Genomic DNA, 17,183 nt, shown 5'->3' on the forward strand with positions numbered 1-17,183 from the left:
ATGGATCTGGATATAATATTCCTTGAAATTAGATTATTTTTTGATTCATTAATCTCTGCTTTTTCACAAATCTTGCCCAGGATATTCTTTGCAATGGTAATTCTTGTTGCAGGATTTTTTATTGGCAAAGGTCTTGGCAGAGTGACCCAGACACTAATGAAAAAAATAGGAATTGAGAACGCCCTTAAAAAAACAGAAGCTGAAAAGATCACTGGCCGAATAGGATTTAAAATTTTAAAAAGTATCGAAGTTTTTATTAGCTGGATTGTATACATAATCTCAATATTCTTAGCTTTTGAAGTACTAAATCTACCAGGTTTAAGCAACTCAGTGGGGTTATTCATTACTTACGTTCCTAATATCCTGATAGCTTTTTTTGTAGTTATAATTGGGCTTGTAGTAGCAGACAAGATTGCCATATTTGTAGAAAAGGTATTCGAAGACACAAACATCCCGAAATACTGGTTTTTTGGGAAAGGCATAAGGTATTTTATCTATATATTAGTAGGCACAATGGCTTTGACACAACTTAAAGTAAGTACGGAAATACTGGTAATAACAATTACAATAATAATGGTTTTGTGGTCTATAATAACTATAATTGGATTAAAGAATATCGTTCCAAACTTTTTTTCAGGAGTTTTCATAGTTTTTTACAGGCAGATAAATGTAGGAGATAAGATAAAAATTGATGGCCTGGAAGGAACTGTAGAAGAAGTTTCTTTGATATACACAAAAATAAAGAGGGACGATGGAAAGTACCTATTGATACCTAATTCAAAAGTTCTTGACAATGTTATCACAAAAGATTAAGTGGTCCAGAACATAGTCTATAATATTTTTTTAAAGCGCCGAGGTAGGGATTTGAACCCTAGATCTCACAGGGAGAACGGGATTAGCAATCCCGCGCCGTACCAAGCTGGGCCACCTCGGCTTAAAAATATTCATTTAAGTTTGTTTTTAAATATATGGATAGTGACTCGCCTGGAAATGAGCAGAATAGACTACAAGGGAGGGATTCCCCCGTACTCGACCCTGCTACCCTACAAGCATTAAACGTCCTCCCTACCGTTGCTCCCTTCCGGGCCTGGCGGGATTCGAAAGGTGAAGGGTTTGTCCATTTCTTCCAAAAGGGACTACTCCGCCGCCAATCCTGTAGGACATGGCTTCAACATCGTAGGGACTCCACCATGTAGATATCCAACTGCTTTCCAGGCTTCGGCCCCTCTTAAGACGGCTTGGGGTAACAGGAGACGCCTAACCTCCCGGCCTAGTCTAATTCACATTAAATCAATTATATAAAAAGCTTACTAAAAAACAAAGAATATATAAAATAATTAACTAAGATACCTTATTACGGGCTGTTTAAATGAAAACTGAAGGTATTGTTGTTTTATCTACTTCTTCTGCATTGTATGGATTTTCTATAATTCTTGTTAAAATGGCCCTAAATCAAGGATATTCTTCGTATAGTTTGATGTCGTCTAGGTCGCTTCTCTCTATCCCATTTATGATTCTTGCTATGCTATTCTTAAAGGAAAGAGTAGAATACACAAAACCTTTGCCATTAAAGGACCTTTCAATTATTGGAATAATCGGAAGCGGTACGGCTATGATGACATTATACATAGGCCAAGCATATACCTTAGCAATCAATGCTGGATTTGTATTCAGATTTGTCTTTATATTCACAGCTCTATTCTCGCATTTCTTGCTTAAAGATAAGATTCAAAAAAGCCAATATGTATCAATGGGGATAATGTTTATCGGCATGTATCTTATATCTACAGACGGGAAGGCATTGAACCCTCATTGGGGTGACATATTGGTGTTATTGGCGTCAATGCAGGTAGGATTAACAAATGTTTTAGCAAAGATCACTATGAAAAAAGTAAACTCCTATATGATTTCTGCAATAAGAATTTTCATTGGATCACTTTTCATTGTTATAATTGTTTCTATTCTGTTTGGTCTGGATACATTAGAACCCTTGTATTCAATCCCTTACACAATACTTGCACTGGCTCTACTAGAAATTATATTCATTTTTTTATACTATAGAGGAATAGAAATTGAAGGTCCGTTGACAGCAACATTATTCTTTTTAATGGGGGCGCTTGTATCGGCCGTCCTTTCATATGTGATATTAGGTGAAAAACTTTCGGGCATAGGTTGGGTCGGGGGTTTGCTAATAATGGTGGGGGCTTATATATTAATAAAAAAATCAAAATGATTTTAGTGCCTTTTCCATTCTAAGTAAGGCTTCTTCAATCTTTTTGTAATCAGTTGCAAATGAGCATCTGACAAAACCTTCTCCTCTGTCTCCGAACGCATCGCCTGGAACAACTACAACTTTTGCATTGTCAAGCATGAAATCAGAAAACTCTCTTGAAGTCATACCCGTCTCAGTTATGTTAGCAAAACAATAGAATGTTCCTTTTGGATTTATACATGAAACTCCTGGAAGTTTGTTCAGTCCATTTACAATGAGATTTCTTCTTCGCTCATACTCTTTAACCATGTCGGCTACACACTCTTGTGACGATGTCAGGGCAGTGTATGTTCCTTCGAGAGCAGGTGTGTTCAAACATGAAACTGCATACTGGTGTACTCTTAGCATTGGAGTGAGCATCTCTTTTTCGGCCACTACAAATCCAACTCTCCACCCAGTCATCGCATAGTTCTTTGAAAACGAGTTTGTGATTATTGTTTTATCATAGTAGTTTAAAAAGCAGTCTGGCTTGTATCCATCAAAAACAATCTCTTCATAGGTATCATCAGATAATAAGTAAAGAGTATTATCTTCGCAAATATCTGCTATCATCTTATAATCGCTCTTTTCAAGAACGCCACCAGTTGGATTTGATGGGTAATTCAATACAAGCATCTTTGTCTTTTGATTTACCCTTTCAAGGATATCATCTTGGGAAGGTCTAAAGCTATTCTCTTCATATAAGGGAACTCTGACCGGTATGGATTCTGACATATAAGCATCATTCTCATAGCAAAGGAATGTTGGATCAGGTATCAAAACTTCGTCCCCCTTATTAAGAAGTGCCACAAAAGCAAGATAAACCGCTTCATATGCCCCTGCAGTCAATAGAATATTTTGAGGAAGTGCTTCAGCAGAAAATAATCGCATGTACCTATCAGAAATTGCTTTTCTGACCTTAAACAATCCCTGATTTTCTGTATAGTGGGTAAATCCTTGATCTAGGGCCTTCTTTGCGGCTTCCTTTATATGGACAGGGGTATCAAAATCAGGCTCGCCTATGCCAAGACTTATAACATTTTCAATTTTTTTAGCCCTTTCCGAGAGCTCTCTAATTTTTGAGGGGATAACAAGTTTTACTCTTTCTGCAACCATTATAACCACTATCTTAAAAGACTTTAATTAATTTTAAAGATTTCTGTTATGCATTTCTGATCAAGGGCAATACTTAAATAAAATCCTAATAAATTAAGATCATGGAAGATGTGGTAGAAAAAACTTTTGACATGGCATTTCTAATAGAAGATTTGAGAGAAATCTGGAGAAAAACAGCTCCTTTTCACAAATTGAACGAAGAAGAAAAAAAACAGGTTTTGACTATTATAGAGGGTATTCGAAAAAACTGTGATTTGATTTCGGATAAGGTGTCCAAATGAACATTGGAAAGCTTGAATTGAGAGATAGGGAAGAATCTTTTATTAATTTAAATCCTTTGCAGACTGGCGGTAAGACCACTCCTGATGCTAGGAAGGCAATCATATCATATATTGATGGCTACTCCGTCTGTGACTGGTGCAAAGGAGCACTCCAAATTACTACTGAGCCCGATATAGCCGGATTTTTAGGCGAAGTTTCAGATTTTTTAGGAATGGATTATGCCCTGCCAACTAATGGTTGCAGGGAAGCAAAATATGGTGTGATGCATGCGATTTCAACAGGAGGTAGCATTCTCTGCGATGGAAACATGCACTATAGCTCCGAAGTTGCTGCAGAGAGGGCTGGATTAAAAATATATAAAGTTCCTAACAGAGGAGAGCCAGAATACAAGATCAGTCCTTCAAGCTACGCAGAAGGATTTGAATCAATCAAACAAGAAACAGGAAAATATCCAGAGCTCGCTTTATTGACTCACGTCGATGGGGAATATGGTAATCTCGTTGATGCAAAGGAAGTTGGAAAAATATGTAATGATTACTCTGTTCCTTTTTTACTTAATACTGCATACTCTTCAGGCAGGATGGAAATAGATGGAAAGAAGATAGGGGCCGACTTTATTGCATGTTCCGGCCACAAGTCCTGGGCGGCCGGCGGGGGAAATATTGGTATACTCGCCATAAAAGAAGGATGGCAAGATAAGGTATTCAAACCTGGAACAAACTGGAAGTCAAAACCTTTGGAAATACTTGGATGCTCTTCTAGAGGGGCATCGCTTATGGCACTTATGGCATCTTTTCCATATGTCAAGGAGAGGGTTAAAAATTGGGACGAAGAAGTCAAAAAGGCAAGATATCTTGTAAACGAGCTAGAAAAAATTGATATAAAACAGCTTGGAGAAAAACCTAAAAATCACGATTTAATAAAACTTGACACGCCCGTTTATGACAACATTGCGAAAACGCATAAGAAAAAAGGTTACTTTCTTTATTACGAATTAAAGGACAGAGGCATCATAGGGATGAAACCTGGCAGGACAAGAAAGTTTAAGATATCCACATACGGCCTTTCTTGGGAACAGATTAGCTATGTTGCAGAGAGCTTCCTTAAAATAGGAGGGGGCTAATTGGAAGGTTGCGTCCTTGTTAGATATGGAGAAATAGCCTTAAAGTCAGATCAAACAAGAAAATGGTGGAACAAGACTCTATTGGAAAATATGGAGGATTGCCTAAATAAAAATGATATATCTTACTCTTCAATTAGTGTTGTCTTGGGCAGGTTAATTGTTTATACAGAAGAAACAAGGAAAGCTTCAATTGCTTTAAAGAATGTTTTTGGTATTAAATCACTTTCACCAGCTATAAAAATAGAATCAGATTTTGAAAATATTAAAGAGATGTCTTTGGAGTTATCAAAAGATAAAGGCAAGAAGTTTAGGGTTAGTGCTAGAAGAATCACTAAAGAATTCTCTATGAATTCAAATGAAGTAAACGAAGTTCTAGGGGCATATCTAAAGGAAAAGCTTAATCTTGAAGTAAGTCTTTTGAATTATGACTTTGAGATGGGGATAGAATTTCTTGAAGGCTATGCATATCTTTTCACTGAAAGAGTTGAAGCATACGGAGGGCTACCGCTTGGTGTGCAGGGCGATGCATTATGTCTTGTATCAAGTGGAATTGACTCTCCAGTTGCAGCATGGTTACTGATGAAAAGAGGGTGCAGGGTAGATCTTATGCATTTTAAGATTACCGAAGAAGGGTACCAAAAATATTTAAGAATAAAGGAAAATCTTCAGAAGTTTTCATATGGCCATGAAATTAAAGATTACATTATTGATGGTGTGCCATACCTTTCAAATACAAAGCAAAAATTATGTGAGAATGGAAAAGAAAAGTGGTTATGCATTTTTTGCAAGAGAAGATTCCTTAAGGAAGCTGAGCGGGTATGTAATGAAAAAGGGTATCTTGCAATTATTACTGGTGAAAATCTTGGCCAAGTCGCCTCCCAAACTTTAAAAAATCTTACTCTTCTTGATTCAACAGTTAAAACACCTGTACTGAGGCCAGTTTTGACTTATGATAAAAACGAGATAGTCGAGATGGCAAGAACAATAAATACCTATCAGATTTCAAAAGAAAAGGAACCTAAATGTCCATTCACGCCAAATTATCCGATGACTGCGGGCAGTATAGAAGAGCTTGAAAGTATTGAGAGGATACTATGGGAGTAAAAGAATTCATTGAAATAACAAGACCGTCAAACGCACTTTTTTCTGGCGTTGCAGTCCTAATAGGTGCACTTGTGGCAGGAGGCGGATTTACAGATATTTTCAAGATTGTTTCAGTATTCTTCGTTGCAATATTTGCCTGTGCCGGCGGAAATACAATAAATGATTACTTTGACTACGAGATAGACAAGATAAATGCGCCAAAAAGAGTCCTGCCAAGAGGCGCGATGAATTTAATGACTGCTTATAGATTCTCAATTATGTTGTTTATTATTTCATGCATATTTGCATTTATGGTTAATATTTTAGCATTTTCAATATGTGTTGCAGCTTGCATTTTGATGTATATATACGCAATGATTCTAAAAAGAAAACCATTCTCGGGGAACATCCTTGTGTCTTTTCTAACATCCATAACTTTTATCTATGGTGGCACGGCAGTTGGAAGTTATAAAGGCGTATTAATTCTCGCCTTGATTTCATTTTTTGCTATGGTCTCAAGGGAACTTGTAAAAGATATAGAAGATTTAGAGGGTGACATAAAAAAGGGCGCGAAAACCCTCCCCGCTATAATAGGCGAGTCAAAAACATTTAGCTTGGCCTTTGTTTCTCTTCTGATAGCGGCTTTTCTCTTATATGTCCCCTTTGTTATCGGGCTTTACGGCTATATTTATCTTGGAATTGTAACGCCTATTGTAATTTTTGTCTTTTACATACTTTATAAAATTCTAAAGCATAATGAGAATTCAGGGGCGATACAGAAAAACATAAAGAAGGCAATGTATCTTGTCTTATTGATATTCCTTCTAAGTGCGCTTATTTATAGAATTACTTAAACGAGGCCAAAGATATGATTTATGTTACAGACCTGACTGAATACCTATTCTGTCCGTATAAACTATACCTCAAAAAAATTAAAGGCCTCCCGCTTCCACAAACACCTGAGATGCTAACCGGAACGATAATACACAAGATATACGAAGAAGTGATGTTGAGAGAAAAGATAATAATTGATCAACGAATAGATGAAAAAATGGGAATCGATGAAATCTTTAAGATTCTCTATGCAGATTCCAAAAGAGTCATTAAGAATATAATGATAAAAAACAAGGAAAAATTAAAAGATGCCGGCGTAGACTACCTAGAACTCATTAAAGAGCTCCAGGAAGAATTAAAGGAAGATGAGCTCTTGAAATCAATCCGGATCAAAAAATACATAGGTCTTTATGGCAAGGACCAAAATCTTTACAAAAATCTTTTCATGATGAAGGATATGGAGTATTCGATATTCTCAAATGAGTTGGGTTTAAGTGGAAAAATTGATAAGCTTGAAGAAGATTCAGAAGGAAACTTATTTCCTGTAGAACTTAAAACTGGGCTATTTTCAAACGGTATAAGAAAACATGAAAAACTACAAGTTTCAGCATATGCCCTGCTTTTAGAAAAAGAAAGAGGAATAAAAATACCTTTGGGATTTTTAGAATATTACCAGGTCAAACAGAGGATCCCTTTTCTGATTAAAGACGAAGACAAGAAGGAAGTACTGGATATACTATCAAAAGTAAAAGAACTTCTTGAAGGAGAAAAGGAGCCTAGAAAGGATAGGAAGAACTTCTGTAAGCGATGCGGATACAATGAATTCTGCTGGGGGAGCTAGCTGTAAGTTTTCTTTATGTTTGAGAACTCTTCATCATTGAAGCTATTGATTATTGTAACTCTTTCTGCTTTTATTGCTTTGATATATTTCATGAAAAGGTCATCTTGACTATTTCCTTCTATGTAAAGTTTTGAAGGTATATCTACAAGAAGTCTGTTGTTTACTGTAGATATGGCATGAAGTATCTGTATCCCATCTTTATCTATATCTACAATATAAACATATGAAGAGTAACCTTTAGTAATTGCCATTGAAGTGTAAAGAATAGCAAAATCTTCGCAATCCCCTCCTCCAAAATCTATAGTTTCGTCAGGGTAGAAAATTATGTCAGGGAAGTTCTGTGTCGTTACAGAGTCTCTGAGTTTGACTTCAAGCCACTTATCATTTTTTAAATCATATGCCTTGATGTTTGTCCATTCCTGAGTGCCTTCTGAAGTCCGGGTAAATGGGTCATAATAGTAGTAAAAATTGTCTACGATGTACTCGTATGAATTTAAGAGATAGTTCCCAGAGGGGATTTTTTCATTTAATTGATTTATTCCTTCGGAATTTGGAGTGATAAATTTTCCGATGTCTCTCTGATCTTCAACTATATTATTCTCTATTCTTGTAGAATATCTCTGCAGAATCAGCGACGATCTTTTCTGCGAATTAATAAATAGTTCTTGATAAACAAGTAGTTCTTCATTTTCTTCTTGGGCGCTGGAAAGAAGTTTTTCTAAATCTTGAATCTTTTCAGTGTATTGTTCAACTTGATCATCTGTTGCGTTCTGAGCTAATACCGGTGGTAGAGGGGGACCACTAGAATAATACTCTGTGAAAAAAACATTGTCTATCACTATGAACATAGCGATAAAAATAACTGGAATTATGAACCATTTCTTTGGAGTTTTCTTTTTTTGATTCTTTTCCGAAACCATTAAAATAAACTATAATTTAATATATTTAAGAGTTATTACTAATGTCTATTTCTTGGCATATTTATTAATTAATTCGTTTAGCTCTGATATCTTAAACGGTTTTCTTATCACATCTTTTGCCCCAGCTTCAAGAGCTTTGGGTCCAAGGTAGCCATAAGCTGTAATGGCCACTATTCTGGCATCTGGATCGACCGCCAATATTTCTTTTATTACCTCGATTCCATCCTTTTTTGGAAGTTTTAGATCCATAAGAGTTATGTCGGGTTTATGTTTCATATACATCTCAAATGCTTCATCTCCATCTTTTGCAAGAAGAAGTTCGTAACCAAGTGATATTTTATAAAAGTCCAAAAGCTCCAAATAATCCTCGGCTATTAATACTTTCACCATTTTAATACCTCATGTAATTTCATTATACATCTTTTCCATATTATCGAGAGTTTTTTTCAGGAATAACAGTTGTTCTCTCTCTCCTGGTGGTAGATTTTCAGCCTTCAAAGAGTCTGCCACACCCATGACTATTGTCAGAGGGTTTCTAAAGTAGTCAATCACGTTTCTAATCCTATATGACACGTATTCGAGAATCACTGCGGCCACTAAAAAGGCTATAACTGAACCCCTAACCATGTAAAAAGATCTGTCCCCCAGCATGAAATAGGAAACTCCTATTATCAATATTATCAATATTGAAATTAGATAACCGCCTATTTTGATACTGAAAATCTTTTTCATGGACTGACTATGATAGGGGTCAATGTATAAAAGCATTGCTATTATTTTAGGTGAATTATTGCCCCGAGATTATGCTCATTTTAATAAAATAAGAATCATAACTACTCTAAGCATAACATCTCCAAATAAAACAGCTATAAAATACCCAATTGTTATGGGCACGACAAATGGGAGACCTGGAGTCGCCCAAAGATTGTCTATGCCTTTTTCAATCAACTCTTCTTTATACTTCTTGACATCGAAATCCAAATCTCCAATGAAAAGTCTGATTGTTCTTTTTCCCTCTTTAAACTCCTCTAAGGGATAAAATTTGTCAGACAATTTATCTGTTTTTAGTCTATAACCGACCATCATAGCAACTATTTTTTTGAGCTTCCCTGAATAATATTCTTTTGGAGAATCCTTTCTAAATAAATTATATGCTAGAATCAAAATAGGGAGAAAAAGGCTGATGATTAAGGCATTATCAAAAACTGATACGGGAAATAGTCCAAATGCATATTCTTTTCCGGGAAGGGAGGGTAAAAGCGCTCCAAGGCCCATTAATATTTTTCCATCTCCTCCTCCAAACAGCCCTAGATAGAATAACAAAAGAGCAAGTCCAAACATTAGTAAAAATACTCCACCAGTAATCAATATGGGCCTAAACGATTGAAATGTAAAGGAAAGATAAATTGCATGAGTAAATCCTATTATTGCAAGAATAATCCAGTGCCACTCTTCAATCTCTCTCTTTTTTATGTCAAGATAAGAAGCATGAAAAAGGACAACCCCCCCGATGAATATTTTAAGAATGGTAAATAAATCCATGAAGATATTTAAGACATTGAATTTAAAAGGTTTGATTATCTCTTTATCTCTAAAAAATAACTATTAAAATTTAAATTGAATATGGAATTACATTAAAAAAATAAAAAATTATTTAGGAGGCATTTCTATTATGCCATGCTTCATTAGCATGTGTGTTTCATCTCTGGCCTTTTTGATGGTTTTTTCGGCAATTTCATAAAGCTCGTTTTTATTGTATTTGACTCTTGCAATGCCCTGTTCAATTGCCTTCATGCCTACGGCCACAGCCTCCCTTGGGAATACTTCCCACTCGCTCATCTTGGGGACTATGTATTCATCAGAAAGACCTTTGTCCTCTGCTGTCTTTGCAATTTCAAATGCAGCTGCAACGCACATTTCATCAGTAATAGTTTTTGCTCGAACATCTAAAGCTCCTCTAAAAATACCAGGGAACACAATTGAATTGTTTATTTGATTTGGGAAGTCGCTTCTTCCTGTTCCAACAATTCTAACACCAGCTTCTTTTGCCTCCCACGGCCAAATCTCCGGCATAGGATTTGCGGATGCAAATAGGATTGCATCAGTTGCCATTTCTCTTACCTCTTCCTTTTTTATGGTGTCTGGGCCAGGTTTTGATGCAGCTATACAAATGTCAGCTCCTTTAAGCGCTTCTTTTATCCCACCACTCCTCTGCTCCTTGTTTGCATTGATGCATAGATCCCATTTGAAGGGATTATTTGTTTTATCAGCCTCAAGGTCTTTTCTGTTTGCGTTTAAGATTCCTTTTGAATCAACTGCAGTTATGTTTTTCTTTTTTGCTCCAGCAGCAACTAAGACTCTTGAACTTGCAATATTTGCGGCGCCTGTTCCTACAAGTACGATATTAGCTTCGCTAAGTTTTTTGCCAACGACCTTTAAGGCATTAATCGCTCCTGCAACTTCTACAGTAGCTGTGCCCTGTTGGTCATCATGCCATACCGGTATGTCCATTTCCTTATCGGCCCTTAATTTATCCAGGATAAAGAAGCACTTTGGCTTTTCAAGGTCTTCAAGATTAATTCCTCCAAATGTGGGTTTGAGCAGTTTGCATACTTCAATTATTTTGTCCGGGTTTCGTGTGTCAAGGCAGATCGGATACGCATCGACTCCACCAAGATACTTGAAAAGAAGAGCTTTCCCTTCCATGACTGGCATAGCGGCCTCTGGTCCGATATTACCAAGACCCAATACTCTTGTTCCATCAGACACTACAGCAACTGCATTTCCCTTGTTTGTATGGTCAAATACGGCTTCCTTATTCTTGTGGATAGCCTTACAAGGCTCGGCAACTCCGGGGGTATACCATATCGCAAAATCAGAGAAGTCTCTTATACAAACTTTTGATGCAATCTCAATCTTTCCCTTGTAAAATGGGTGTAGTTTCATTGCATCTTCTGCCGGTTTTGATGCTTTTTTAATCAGATCTTCCTTTGAAAGTTTTTCCATTAAATCACCTATATTTTTAATATCTCCTTTGCCCTTGGTATATTTTTTTCAACTTCCTTATCAACATCGGCATAAAGGCTATTACCATGTGCATCAATTGCAACTGTCAGTGGGCCAAACTTCTCACCAACTAGTACCCATAAAGCTTCAGGCATCCCAAGCTCATACCATTCTACGCCAAGTACTTCTTTAATTCCCTTGGCGGCAAGAACTGCGGCACCACCTGTTATTGCAAGATAGACACATCCAAATTTTTTCATTGCATCAACTGTAGGCTTTGACATTCCGCCTTTTCCAATTATTGCTGAAACCTTAAACTTCTCTATAAACTCTGGTTCAAGCGAATTCATTCGAGTCGATGTAGTTGGACCTGCCGCAACTGCTCTCCACTTGTCATTTTGCTTTACCATGATCGGCCCGCAGTGATAGATTGCAGCACCCTTAAAGTCGTAGGGGATTTTCTTACCCTCCTTGGCATACTCAAGTGCATGCATATGGGCTTCATCTCGGGCGGTAAAGAAAACTCCATTAAGATAAACTGTTTCCCCAATCTTTAACTCTCTAACAGTTTTTTCATCAAGTGGTAAATTTAGTATCTTGTCCATAATATCACCTCTTGTAGGTCAGATGCTCTACCCTCCCATCTTTGTAAATTCTTGCAGTTGCCTTTCTTCCTGCCCAGCACTGGACATTTATCGCAACTGGAAGTGATGCTGTGTGGCAGTAGCCAAGCTCAGCATTGACACCTAAAACAGTAGTCTTCCCACCAAGCCCCATTACTCCGATGCCTAGAGAATTAAAAGCTTCAAACAACTCTTTTTCTAAAGTGGCCACAGTTGGATCTGAGTGCCTTTTGTCTATAGGTCTTAATAATGCCATCTTTGCAAGCTTTATCGATATATCTGCACTACCTCCAATACCAAGGCCGATTATTGTGGGTGGGCATGGTTTTGATCCTGCACTAACTACTGTGTCAAGAGCAAATTTTTTAATTCCCCTTATTCCATCAGAAGGATTTAGCATAGCTACCTTTGACATGTTTTCACTGCCTGCACCTTTTGGCATTGCAGTTATCTCTATATAATCAGAATCAATTGGAGTAAAATTAATATAAGGCATATAATCCCCTACATTGTCTCCGGGATTTTTTCTTGTGAGGGGGTGAACGGCATTAGGCCTCAAAGGTACTGTTTTTGTAGCTTCTCTCACTCCGTCAACAATTATGCCGGCCAATTTTTTTTCAAGTTTTGGATTCCCTACATCACCAATCTTAACAAAAAATATGTGAATGCCCGTGTCCTGACACATCGGAGTTGAAGTTTCCTCAGCCATTTTTATATTTTTTAGTATAGCCTCTAATTGGGCCTTTGCAGGTCCTTCTTCAATTTCATAAGCCTTTTCCAAGGCATTTTTGACATCCAAAGGAAGCTTTGTTGAAGAGTCCTTTAGAAGTTCAATTACGGTATTTTTTATTAGGGTTTCATCTATCATTTAATCCCCCGAAAAATAGAGTTCCGTATACACATTGTTTTTTCACTTTAAAAAGATTATTGTTTAGATAAATATCTATAATTATTTGACCATTTGTATGAAAATTATTAATTTTTCTACATAAAAAATCAATAAAGATAAAATTATTATACAAATTTTTATTTAATAGAAAATACGCTGAACATTTTCTCCGGTATAATTAAAATTATTGTCAATTTTATCCGGATTAATTTTTATTTATTGATTATTATTCGGCGCCTTACGATACTTTGACCAAAACATTTAAATTAATACTTAAAAGTTGAGACATATACGTAGTTTTTGTCAAGCTGATCAAATGGTGTTAAATCAAGATATCACAATTTCTGAAAAATATTCAGTAAGGTCTGTGATAAAAAGTTTGTTCAAAAAGAGAAAAAAACAATCAACAATAATAATCCTATTGTCGATTGTTGTGAGTTTTTTTGAGATGTTATCAATTAGTTTACTTGTTCCTGCACTGGAGCAAATCTTAAATCAATCTAATGATATTAATATTAAGCTTATATCCTATATAAAAAAAGCGTATTCTCTCATAAACGTGGAATATACGATTCTTTCTCTATTTATTGGGATCGCATTAATTTATATTATTAAAGCTTTGATAAATATATTCTTGGCCTCATTGATAAATAAGGAGAAATTGTGGTATGAGATAAGCAGAAGGAAAAAAATATGCGATATAATCTTGTATTCCGATTGGATTTTCATCAATGGGTCAATGAAAAGTTACATAACAAATATTCTTACAAATGAAATAGAAAAGGATAGGGATGTCTATCTGAGAACTCTAAATTTATTGCCTTTGATATTCCTTTTATTTGTTTATATCCTACTTTTAGTTTTGTTGTCATTTGAAATTACACTAATGATCTTCTTAATTATAGGGGGTGTTACTTTGATATTAGGAAGGCTAGTAAAAAATGCAAGATACAGCGGGTCAACTATCCTAAGTCAAAGAAACCTCTTTATGAAAGAAACTCTAGCTTCCCTAGATGGCCTAAAAAATATCAAATCGATGTCCAAGGAAAGTTTTGTCAGAAAGCTCCTATATGAAAAAACAGAGTATCTATCAAAGATAAGGTATGAAATGAATGACAAGATGAACTATGTCACCTATCTGCATGAACCTGCCAATTTTATACCAATCTTAATGATTATTTATTTCACTATGACCTATTTTTACGTGCCAATCTCTGTTATTGGGATAATGATATATGTTTTTCTAAAGCTCAGCGGTGATATGAAATCAATCCAAACTGAATATTACAGAATCAAATTTGAAATCCCTTCGATGAATGCAGTTGATGTATTGATTAATGAGGGGTATCAGAATGTTGAAAAAGACGGCGATACCATAATCAACAACTTCAACGATAAAATTGAATTTAAAAATGTCAGTTTTAGCTATTCTGATAAGAACGTTCTAAAAAACATTAATTTGACTATAAACAAGGGGGAGAAAATAGCTATTTTTGGGCCAACTGGCGTTGGCAAAAGTACCTTAATTGATTTAATATTGGGGCTGATTTACCCCAAATCAGGCAAATTAACTATAGACGGCATACAGATACAAAAAATCAAAAAAGAAAGTTGGCACAAAATTTTAAGTTGGATGGGGCAGGATCCGTATCTGTTTTATGGGACAATTGAAGAAAATATTACTTGGGGTCAAAAAGACATACAGAAGGATAAATTGAACAATGCATGTAAAATGGCATGTTGTAATGACTTTGTAAATAAAAAAGGAATTTCTTATGAATATATAATTGGAGATAGGGGGTCAAAATTATCAGGTGGCCAAAAACAACGTATCGCTCTAGCTAGAGTATTTTTGGAGGATCCAGAAATTGTTATTCTGGATGAACCCTCTTCCCACTTGGATTTAGGAACTAAAAATTTACTCTTTGACAACATAGAGGAATTTTGTAAAAATAAAACTTTAATCATGATAACACATGATCCCGAAATACCTTCTTTTATCAATACAGTATACGTTTTTGATAAAGGAGAGATTAAAAAAATTGATAATTCTAACAAATCACAATAGAGAAATATTTGTCATACGGAGAAAATAACTTAATTATGAATAATATCCGAAATTATTTTTATTTATTAATTAATATTCGAGTAACAAAGATTCTGTAACCAAAACATTTAAATTTAGAAAAATTATACTAATAGTACAAAATAAGCGAGATGACTTTTAATGGATACTAACTCTTCTTCCCCTAGGGTGGGTGTTTTTGTTTGTCACTGTGGTTCCAATATTGCTGGGTCAGTTGATGTGGAAAAAGTAGCGCAAGAAATATCAAAAATGGAAGGAGTCGCATATACAGGGACTTATATATACATGTGCTCAGATCCAGGTCAAAAGCTTATGAGAGAGACAATTGAGAAGGAAAGGCTTGATCGTGTCGTCGTTGCAGCATGCTCTCCAACACTTCATGAAAAAACCTTTCGTGTAAACTCAAAAAATGCGGGATTGAATCCATATCAATGCGAGATTTCTAACATCAGAGAACACTGTAGCTGGGTCCACGAAGATAAAGCCAAGGCTACTGAAAAGGCAATTAAGATCACTAAGAGCATTGTTGAAAAGGTCAAAAATGATAACTCTCTTACTGATATTGAGGTTCCAATTACTAAAAAAGCCGTTGTGTTAGGTGGTGGAGTTGCTGGGATACAAGCTGCGCTTGATATTGCGAATGGCGGGTACAAAACTTATCTTGTTGAAAGGGACTCATCAATTGGAGGAAAGATGGCAAAGCTATCAGAAACCTTTCCAACACTTGATTGCTCTCAGTGCATTTTAACTCCAAAGATGGTTGAAGTTGCTAATCATCCAAACATAGAGCTCTTGACATTCTCTGAAGTGGAGAATGTTAGTGGGTATGTTGGAAACTTTAAAGTGAAGATAAAGAAAAAACCTACTTCTGTTAATTGGGATCTTTGCACGGGGTGTGGCGACTGTTATACCAAGTGCCCAGTAAAAGTTTCTTCTGAGTTTCAGGAAGGTCTTGCAAAAAGAACAGCCATCTTCACGCCATTTCCACAGGCCGTTCCAAACAAACCGGTAATAGACAGAGAAAACTGCCTTTACTACCAGAAAGGTATATGTAAAATCTGCGAAAAGGTCTGTAAAATAGGGGCAATTGATTTTGATATGCAAGAGGAACTAAGGGAAGTTGAAGCCGGCGCAATTGTAGTTGCAACTGGATACAGAGAATATCCTTTGGAGAATCTTTCAGACTACGGTGGAGGCAGATACCCTAATGTTATTAGCGGTCTTAAGTTTGAAAGACTGCTCTCTGCATCAGGCCCTACAGGGGGGCAGATTATAAGGCCTTCAGATGGTAAGCCTGTGAAGGACGTTGTCTTTGTTCAGTGTGCTGGCTCAAGAGATATAGAAGAGCACAAGCCTTACTGCTCAAAGATTTGTTGCATGTACACTGCAAAACATGCGATGCTCTTTAAACACAAGGTTCATGACGGAAATGCATATGTTTTTTATATTGACGTTAGGACTGCAGGAAAGGACTATGAGGAGTTTTATTACAGGACTACAGAAGAAGATCATGCTTTATACACAAGAGGTAAAGTTTCAAAGATATTTGAAGATGGCGATAAAGTCATCGTATGGGGAGTCGATACTCTTACAGGTAAAAAAGTAGAGATAAAAGCCGATCTTGCTGTTCTGGCTATGGCAATCGAGCCAGCTTCTGGGATGATCGAACTCAAGCAAAAACTCAAAATATCTGTAGATGAAAATGGATTTTTAAAGGAGGCCCATCCAAAATTAAGGCCGGTTGAAAGCATGACATCTGGCATATTTTTTGCAGGTGCTGCCCAAGGCCCAAAAGATATTCCTGAATCAGTTTCTCAGGCAGGGGCAGCTGCATCCAAAATACTTTCGATGTTTTCCTCTGACTTACTACAGAAGGAGCCCTTGATTTGTGAGATTAATGAAGATGTATGCAGTGGGTGTGGAGTATGCATTACGCTTTGTCCTTACGGGGCATTAGAGGGAGAAATTACCAATAAAGATGGCAAGGAAATAAAGAGGTCTAAATTAAATGAGGCCCTATGCCAAGGTTGTGGCACATGTGCATCTGCTTGTCCAAGCGGAGCAGCTGCAATGAGAAACGATGAATCAAAAAACATGTTTAAGATGATTGAGGTTATACTGGAGTAGAT

17 protein-coding genes, 1 tRNA gene and 1 other RNA gene are annotated in these 17,183 nt (G+C 36.3%); 9 read left to right on the plus strand and 10 right to left on the minus strand.

Annotation, left to right across the window (positions count from 1 at the left end; all coding sequences use genetic code 11):
* On the plus strand, positions 1 to 813 hold the full coding sequence (locus PLI06_01740) for a mechanosensitive ion channel (protein HOI76321.1): 813 nt from the start codon (positions 1 to 3) through the stop codon (positions 811 to 813).
* A gap of 36 nt (positions 814 to 849) precedes the next feature.
* On the opposite strand, the gene PLI06_01745 is transcribed toward PLI06_01740, so the two are convergent.
* Positions 850 to 934, minus strand: a tRNA-Ser gene (locus tag PLI06_01745).
* 38 nt (positions 935 to 972) lie between these two features.
* Positions 973 to 1,281: signal recognition particle sRNA (ffs, locus tag PLI06_01750), an RNA gene on the minus strand.
* 88 nt (positions 1,282 to 1,369) lie between these two features.
* Here ffs and PLI06_01755 point away from each other — a divergent pair.
* The gene (locus tag PLI06_01755; protein HOI76322.1) at positions 1,370 to 2,233 is read left to right on the plus strand and encodes a DMT family transporter; all 864 of its coding nucleotides are present in this window, start codon (positions 1,370 to 1,372) and stop codon (positions 2,231 to 2,233) included.
* Here the strand turns inward: PLI06_01755 and PLI06_01760 are convergent.
* Complete coding sequence (locus tag PLI06_01760) at positions 2,225 to 3,367, minus strand: pyridoxal phosphate-dependent aminotransferase (protein HOI76323.1); 1,143 nt, start codon at positions 3,365 to 3,367, stop codon at positions 2,225 to 2,227. The genes PLI06_01755 and PLI06_01760 overlap by 9 nt on opposite strands.
* Before the next feature lie 101 nt (positions 3,368 to 3,468).
* On the opposite strand from PLI06_01760, the gene PLI06_01765 reads away from it, so the two are divergent.
* Genes PLI06_01765 through cas4 form a run of 5 tightly spaced genes read left to right on the plus strand, consistent with a single transcriptional unit; the run spans position 3,469 to position 7,530 of the window.
* Positions 3,469 to 3,648 (plus strand): hypothetical protein, encoded by a 180-nt coding sequence (locus PLI06_01765; protein HOI76324.1) that lies wholly within the window; start codon positions 3,469 to 3,471, stop codon positions 3,646 to 3,648.
* Entirely contained in the window at positions 3,645 to 4,772 is a 1,128-nt protein-coding gene (pscS, locus tag PLI06_01770; protein HOI76325.1) for an O-phospho-L-seryl-tRNA:Cys-tRNA synthase, read from the plus strand. Before PLI06_01765 ends, pscS begins: the two co-directional genes overlap by 4 nt.
* Positions 4,773 to 5,876, plus strand: coding sequence for a tRNA uracil 4-sulfurtransferase ThiI (gene thiI, locus PLI06_01775; GenBank protein HOI76326.1), 1,104 nt, complete (start codon positions 4,773 to 4,775; stop codon positions 5,874 to 5,876). It abuts the gene before it with no gap.
* Complete coding sequence (locus tag PLI06_01780; protein ID HOI76327.1) at positions 5,867 to 6,709, plus strand: UbiA family prenyltransferase; 843 nt, start codon at positions 5,867 to 5,869, stop codon at positions 6,707 to 6,709. The genes thiI and PLI06_01780 overlap by 10 nt, the downstream gene beginning before the upstream one ends.
* A gap of 14 nt (positions 6,710 to 6,723) precedes the next feature.
* Positions 6,724 to 7,530 (plus strand): CRISPR-associated protein Cas4, encoded by an 807-nt coding sequence (gene cas4, locus PLI06_01785; GenBank protein ID HOI76328.1) that lies wholly within the window; start codon positions 6,724 to 6,726, stop codon positions 7,528 to 7,530.
* On the opposite strand, the gene PLI06_01790 is transcribed toward cas4, so the two are convergent.
* The 7 genes from PLI06_01790 to PLI06_01820 form a co-directional block, all read right to left on the minus strand.
* Positions 7,527 to 8,450, minus strand: a complete 924-nt coding sequence (locus tag PLI06_01790) for a transglutaminase-like domain-containing protein (GenBank protein HOI76329.1) — start codon at positions 8,448 to 8,450, stop codon at positions 7,527 to 7,529. The genes cas4 and PLI06_01790 overlap by 4 nt on opposite strands.
* Before the next feature lie 45 nt (positions 8,451 to 8,495).
* On the minus strand, positions 8,496 to 8,840 hold the full coding sequence (locus PLI06_01795) for a response regulator (GenBank protein ID HOI76330.1): 345 nt from the start codon (positions 8,838 to 8,840) through the stop codon (positions 8,496 to 8,498).
* Positions 8,841 to 8,849: 9 nt separating this feature from the next.
* A complete protein-coding gene (locus PLI06_01800; GenBank protein HOI76331.1) occupies positions 8,850 to 9,101 on the minus strand; it encodes a hypothetical protein in 252 nt (83 codons plus the stop codon).
* Positions 9,102 to 9,257: 156 nt separating this feature from the next.
* Positions 9,258 to 9,992 (minus strand): A24 family peptidase C-terminal domain-containing protein, encoded by a 735-nt coding sequence (locus PLI06_01805; GenBank protein ID HOI76332.1) that lies wholly within the window; start codon positions 9,990 to 9,992, stop codon positions 9,258 to 9,260.
* 108 nt (positions 9,993 to 10,100) lie between these two features.
* On the minus strand, positions 10,101 to 11,456 hold the full coding sequence (locus PLI06_01810) for an NADP-dependent malic enzyme (GenBank protein HOI76333.1): 1,356 nt from the start codon (positions 11,454 to 11,456) through the stop codon (positions 10,101 to 10,103).
* A gap of 8 nt (positions 11,457 to 11,464) precedes the next feature.
* Entirely contained in the window at positions 11,465 to 12,061 is a 597-nt protein-coding gene (locus PLI06_01815) for a FumA C-terminus/TtdB family hydratase beta subunit (protein HOI76334.1), read from the minus strand.
* A gap of 4 nt (positions 12,062 to 12,065) precedes the next feature.
* On the minus strand, positions 12,066 to 12,947 hold the full coding sequence (locus PLI06_01820) for a fumarate hydratase (GenBank protein HOI76335.1): 882 nt from the start codon (positions 12,945 to 12,947) through the stop codon (positions 12,066 to 12,068).
* A gap of 337 nt (positions 12,948 to 13,284) precedes the next feature.
* On the opposite strand from PLI06_01820, the gene PLI06_01825 reads away from it, so the two are divergent.
* Complete coding sequence (locus PLI06_01825) at positions 13,285 to 15,036, plus strand: ABC transporter ATP-binding protein (protein HOI76336.1); 1,752 nt, start codon at positions 13,285 to 13,287, stop codon at positions 15,034 to 15,036.
* Positions 15,037 to 15,195: 159 nt separating this feature from the next.
* Complete coding sequence (locus PLI06_01830) at positions 15,196 to 17,181, plus strand: CoB--CoM heterodisulfide reductase iron-sulfur subunit A family protein (GenBank protein HOI76337.1); 1,986 nt, start codon at positions 15,196 to 15,198, stop codon at positions 17,179 to 17,181.
* Positions 17,182 to 17,183 lie beyond the last annotated feature (2 nt).

It is taken from the genome of Methanofastidiosum sp. (assembly GCA_035362715.1).
Lineage (GTDB): Archaea > Methanobacteriota_B > Thermococci > Methanofastidiosales > Methanofastidiosaceae > Methanofastidiosum.

Coding starts and splice junctions, on each gene's coding strand:
- PLI06_01740 (HOI76321.1), top strand. CDS start 1: ATGGATCTGGATATAATATTCCTTGAAATTAGATTATTTTTTGATTCA.
- PLI06_01755 (HOI76322.1), top strand. CDS start 1,370: ATGAAAACTGAAGGTATTGTTGTTTTATCTACTTCTTCTGCATTGTAT.
- PLI06_01760 (HOI76323.1), bottom strand. CDS start 3,367: ATGGTTGCAGAAAGAGTAAAACTTGTTATCCCCTCAAAAATTAGAGAG.
- PLI06_01765 (HOI76324.1), top strand. CDS start 3,469: ATGGAAGATGTGGTAGAAAAAACTTTTGACATGGCATTTCTAATAGAA.
- pscS (HOI76325.1), top strand. CDS start 3,645: ATGAACATTGGAAAGCTTGAATTGAGAGATAGGGAAGAATCTTTTATT.
- PLI06_01780 (HOI76327.1), top strand. CDS start 5,867: ATGGGAGTAAAAGAATTCATTGAAATAACAAGACCGTCAAACGCACTT.
- cas4 (HOI76328.1), top strand. CDS start 6,724: ATGATTTATGTTACAGACCTGACTGAATACCTATTCTGTCCGTATAAA.
- PLI06_01790 (HOI76329.1), bottom strand. CDS start 8,450: ATGGTTTCGGAAAAGAATCAAAAAAAGAAAACTCCAAAGAAATGGTTC.
- PLI06_01795 (HOI76330.1), bottom strand. CDS start 8,840: ATGGTGAAAGTATTAATAGCCGAGGATTATTTGGAGCTTTTGGACTTT.
- PLI06_01800 (HOI76331.1), bottom strand. CDS start 9,101: ATGCTGGGGGACAGATCTTTTTACATGGTTAGGGGTTCAGTTATAGCC.
- PLI06_01805 (HOI76332.1), bottom strand. CDS start 9,992: ATGGATTTATTTACCATTCTTAAAATATTCATCGGGGGGGTTGTCCTT.
- PLI06_01810 (HOI76333.1), bottom strand. CDS start 11,456: ATGGAAAAACTTTCAAAGGAAGATCTGATTAAAAAAGCATCAAAACCG.
- PLI06_01815 (HOI76334.1), bottom strand. CDS start 12,061: ATGGACAAGATACTAAATTTACCACTTGATGAAAAAACTGTTAGAGAG.
- PLI06_01820 (HOI76335.1), bottom strand. CDS start 12,947: ATGATAGATGAAACCCTAATAAAAAATACCGTAATTGAACTTCTAAAG.
- PLI06_01825 (HOI76336.1), top strand. CDS start 13,285: ATGGTGTTAAATCAAGATATCACAATTTCTGAAAAATATTCAGTAAGG.
- PLI06_01830 (HOI76337.1), top strand. CDS start 15,196: ATGGATACTAACTCTTCTTCCCCTAGGGTGGGTGTTTTTGTTTGTCAC.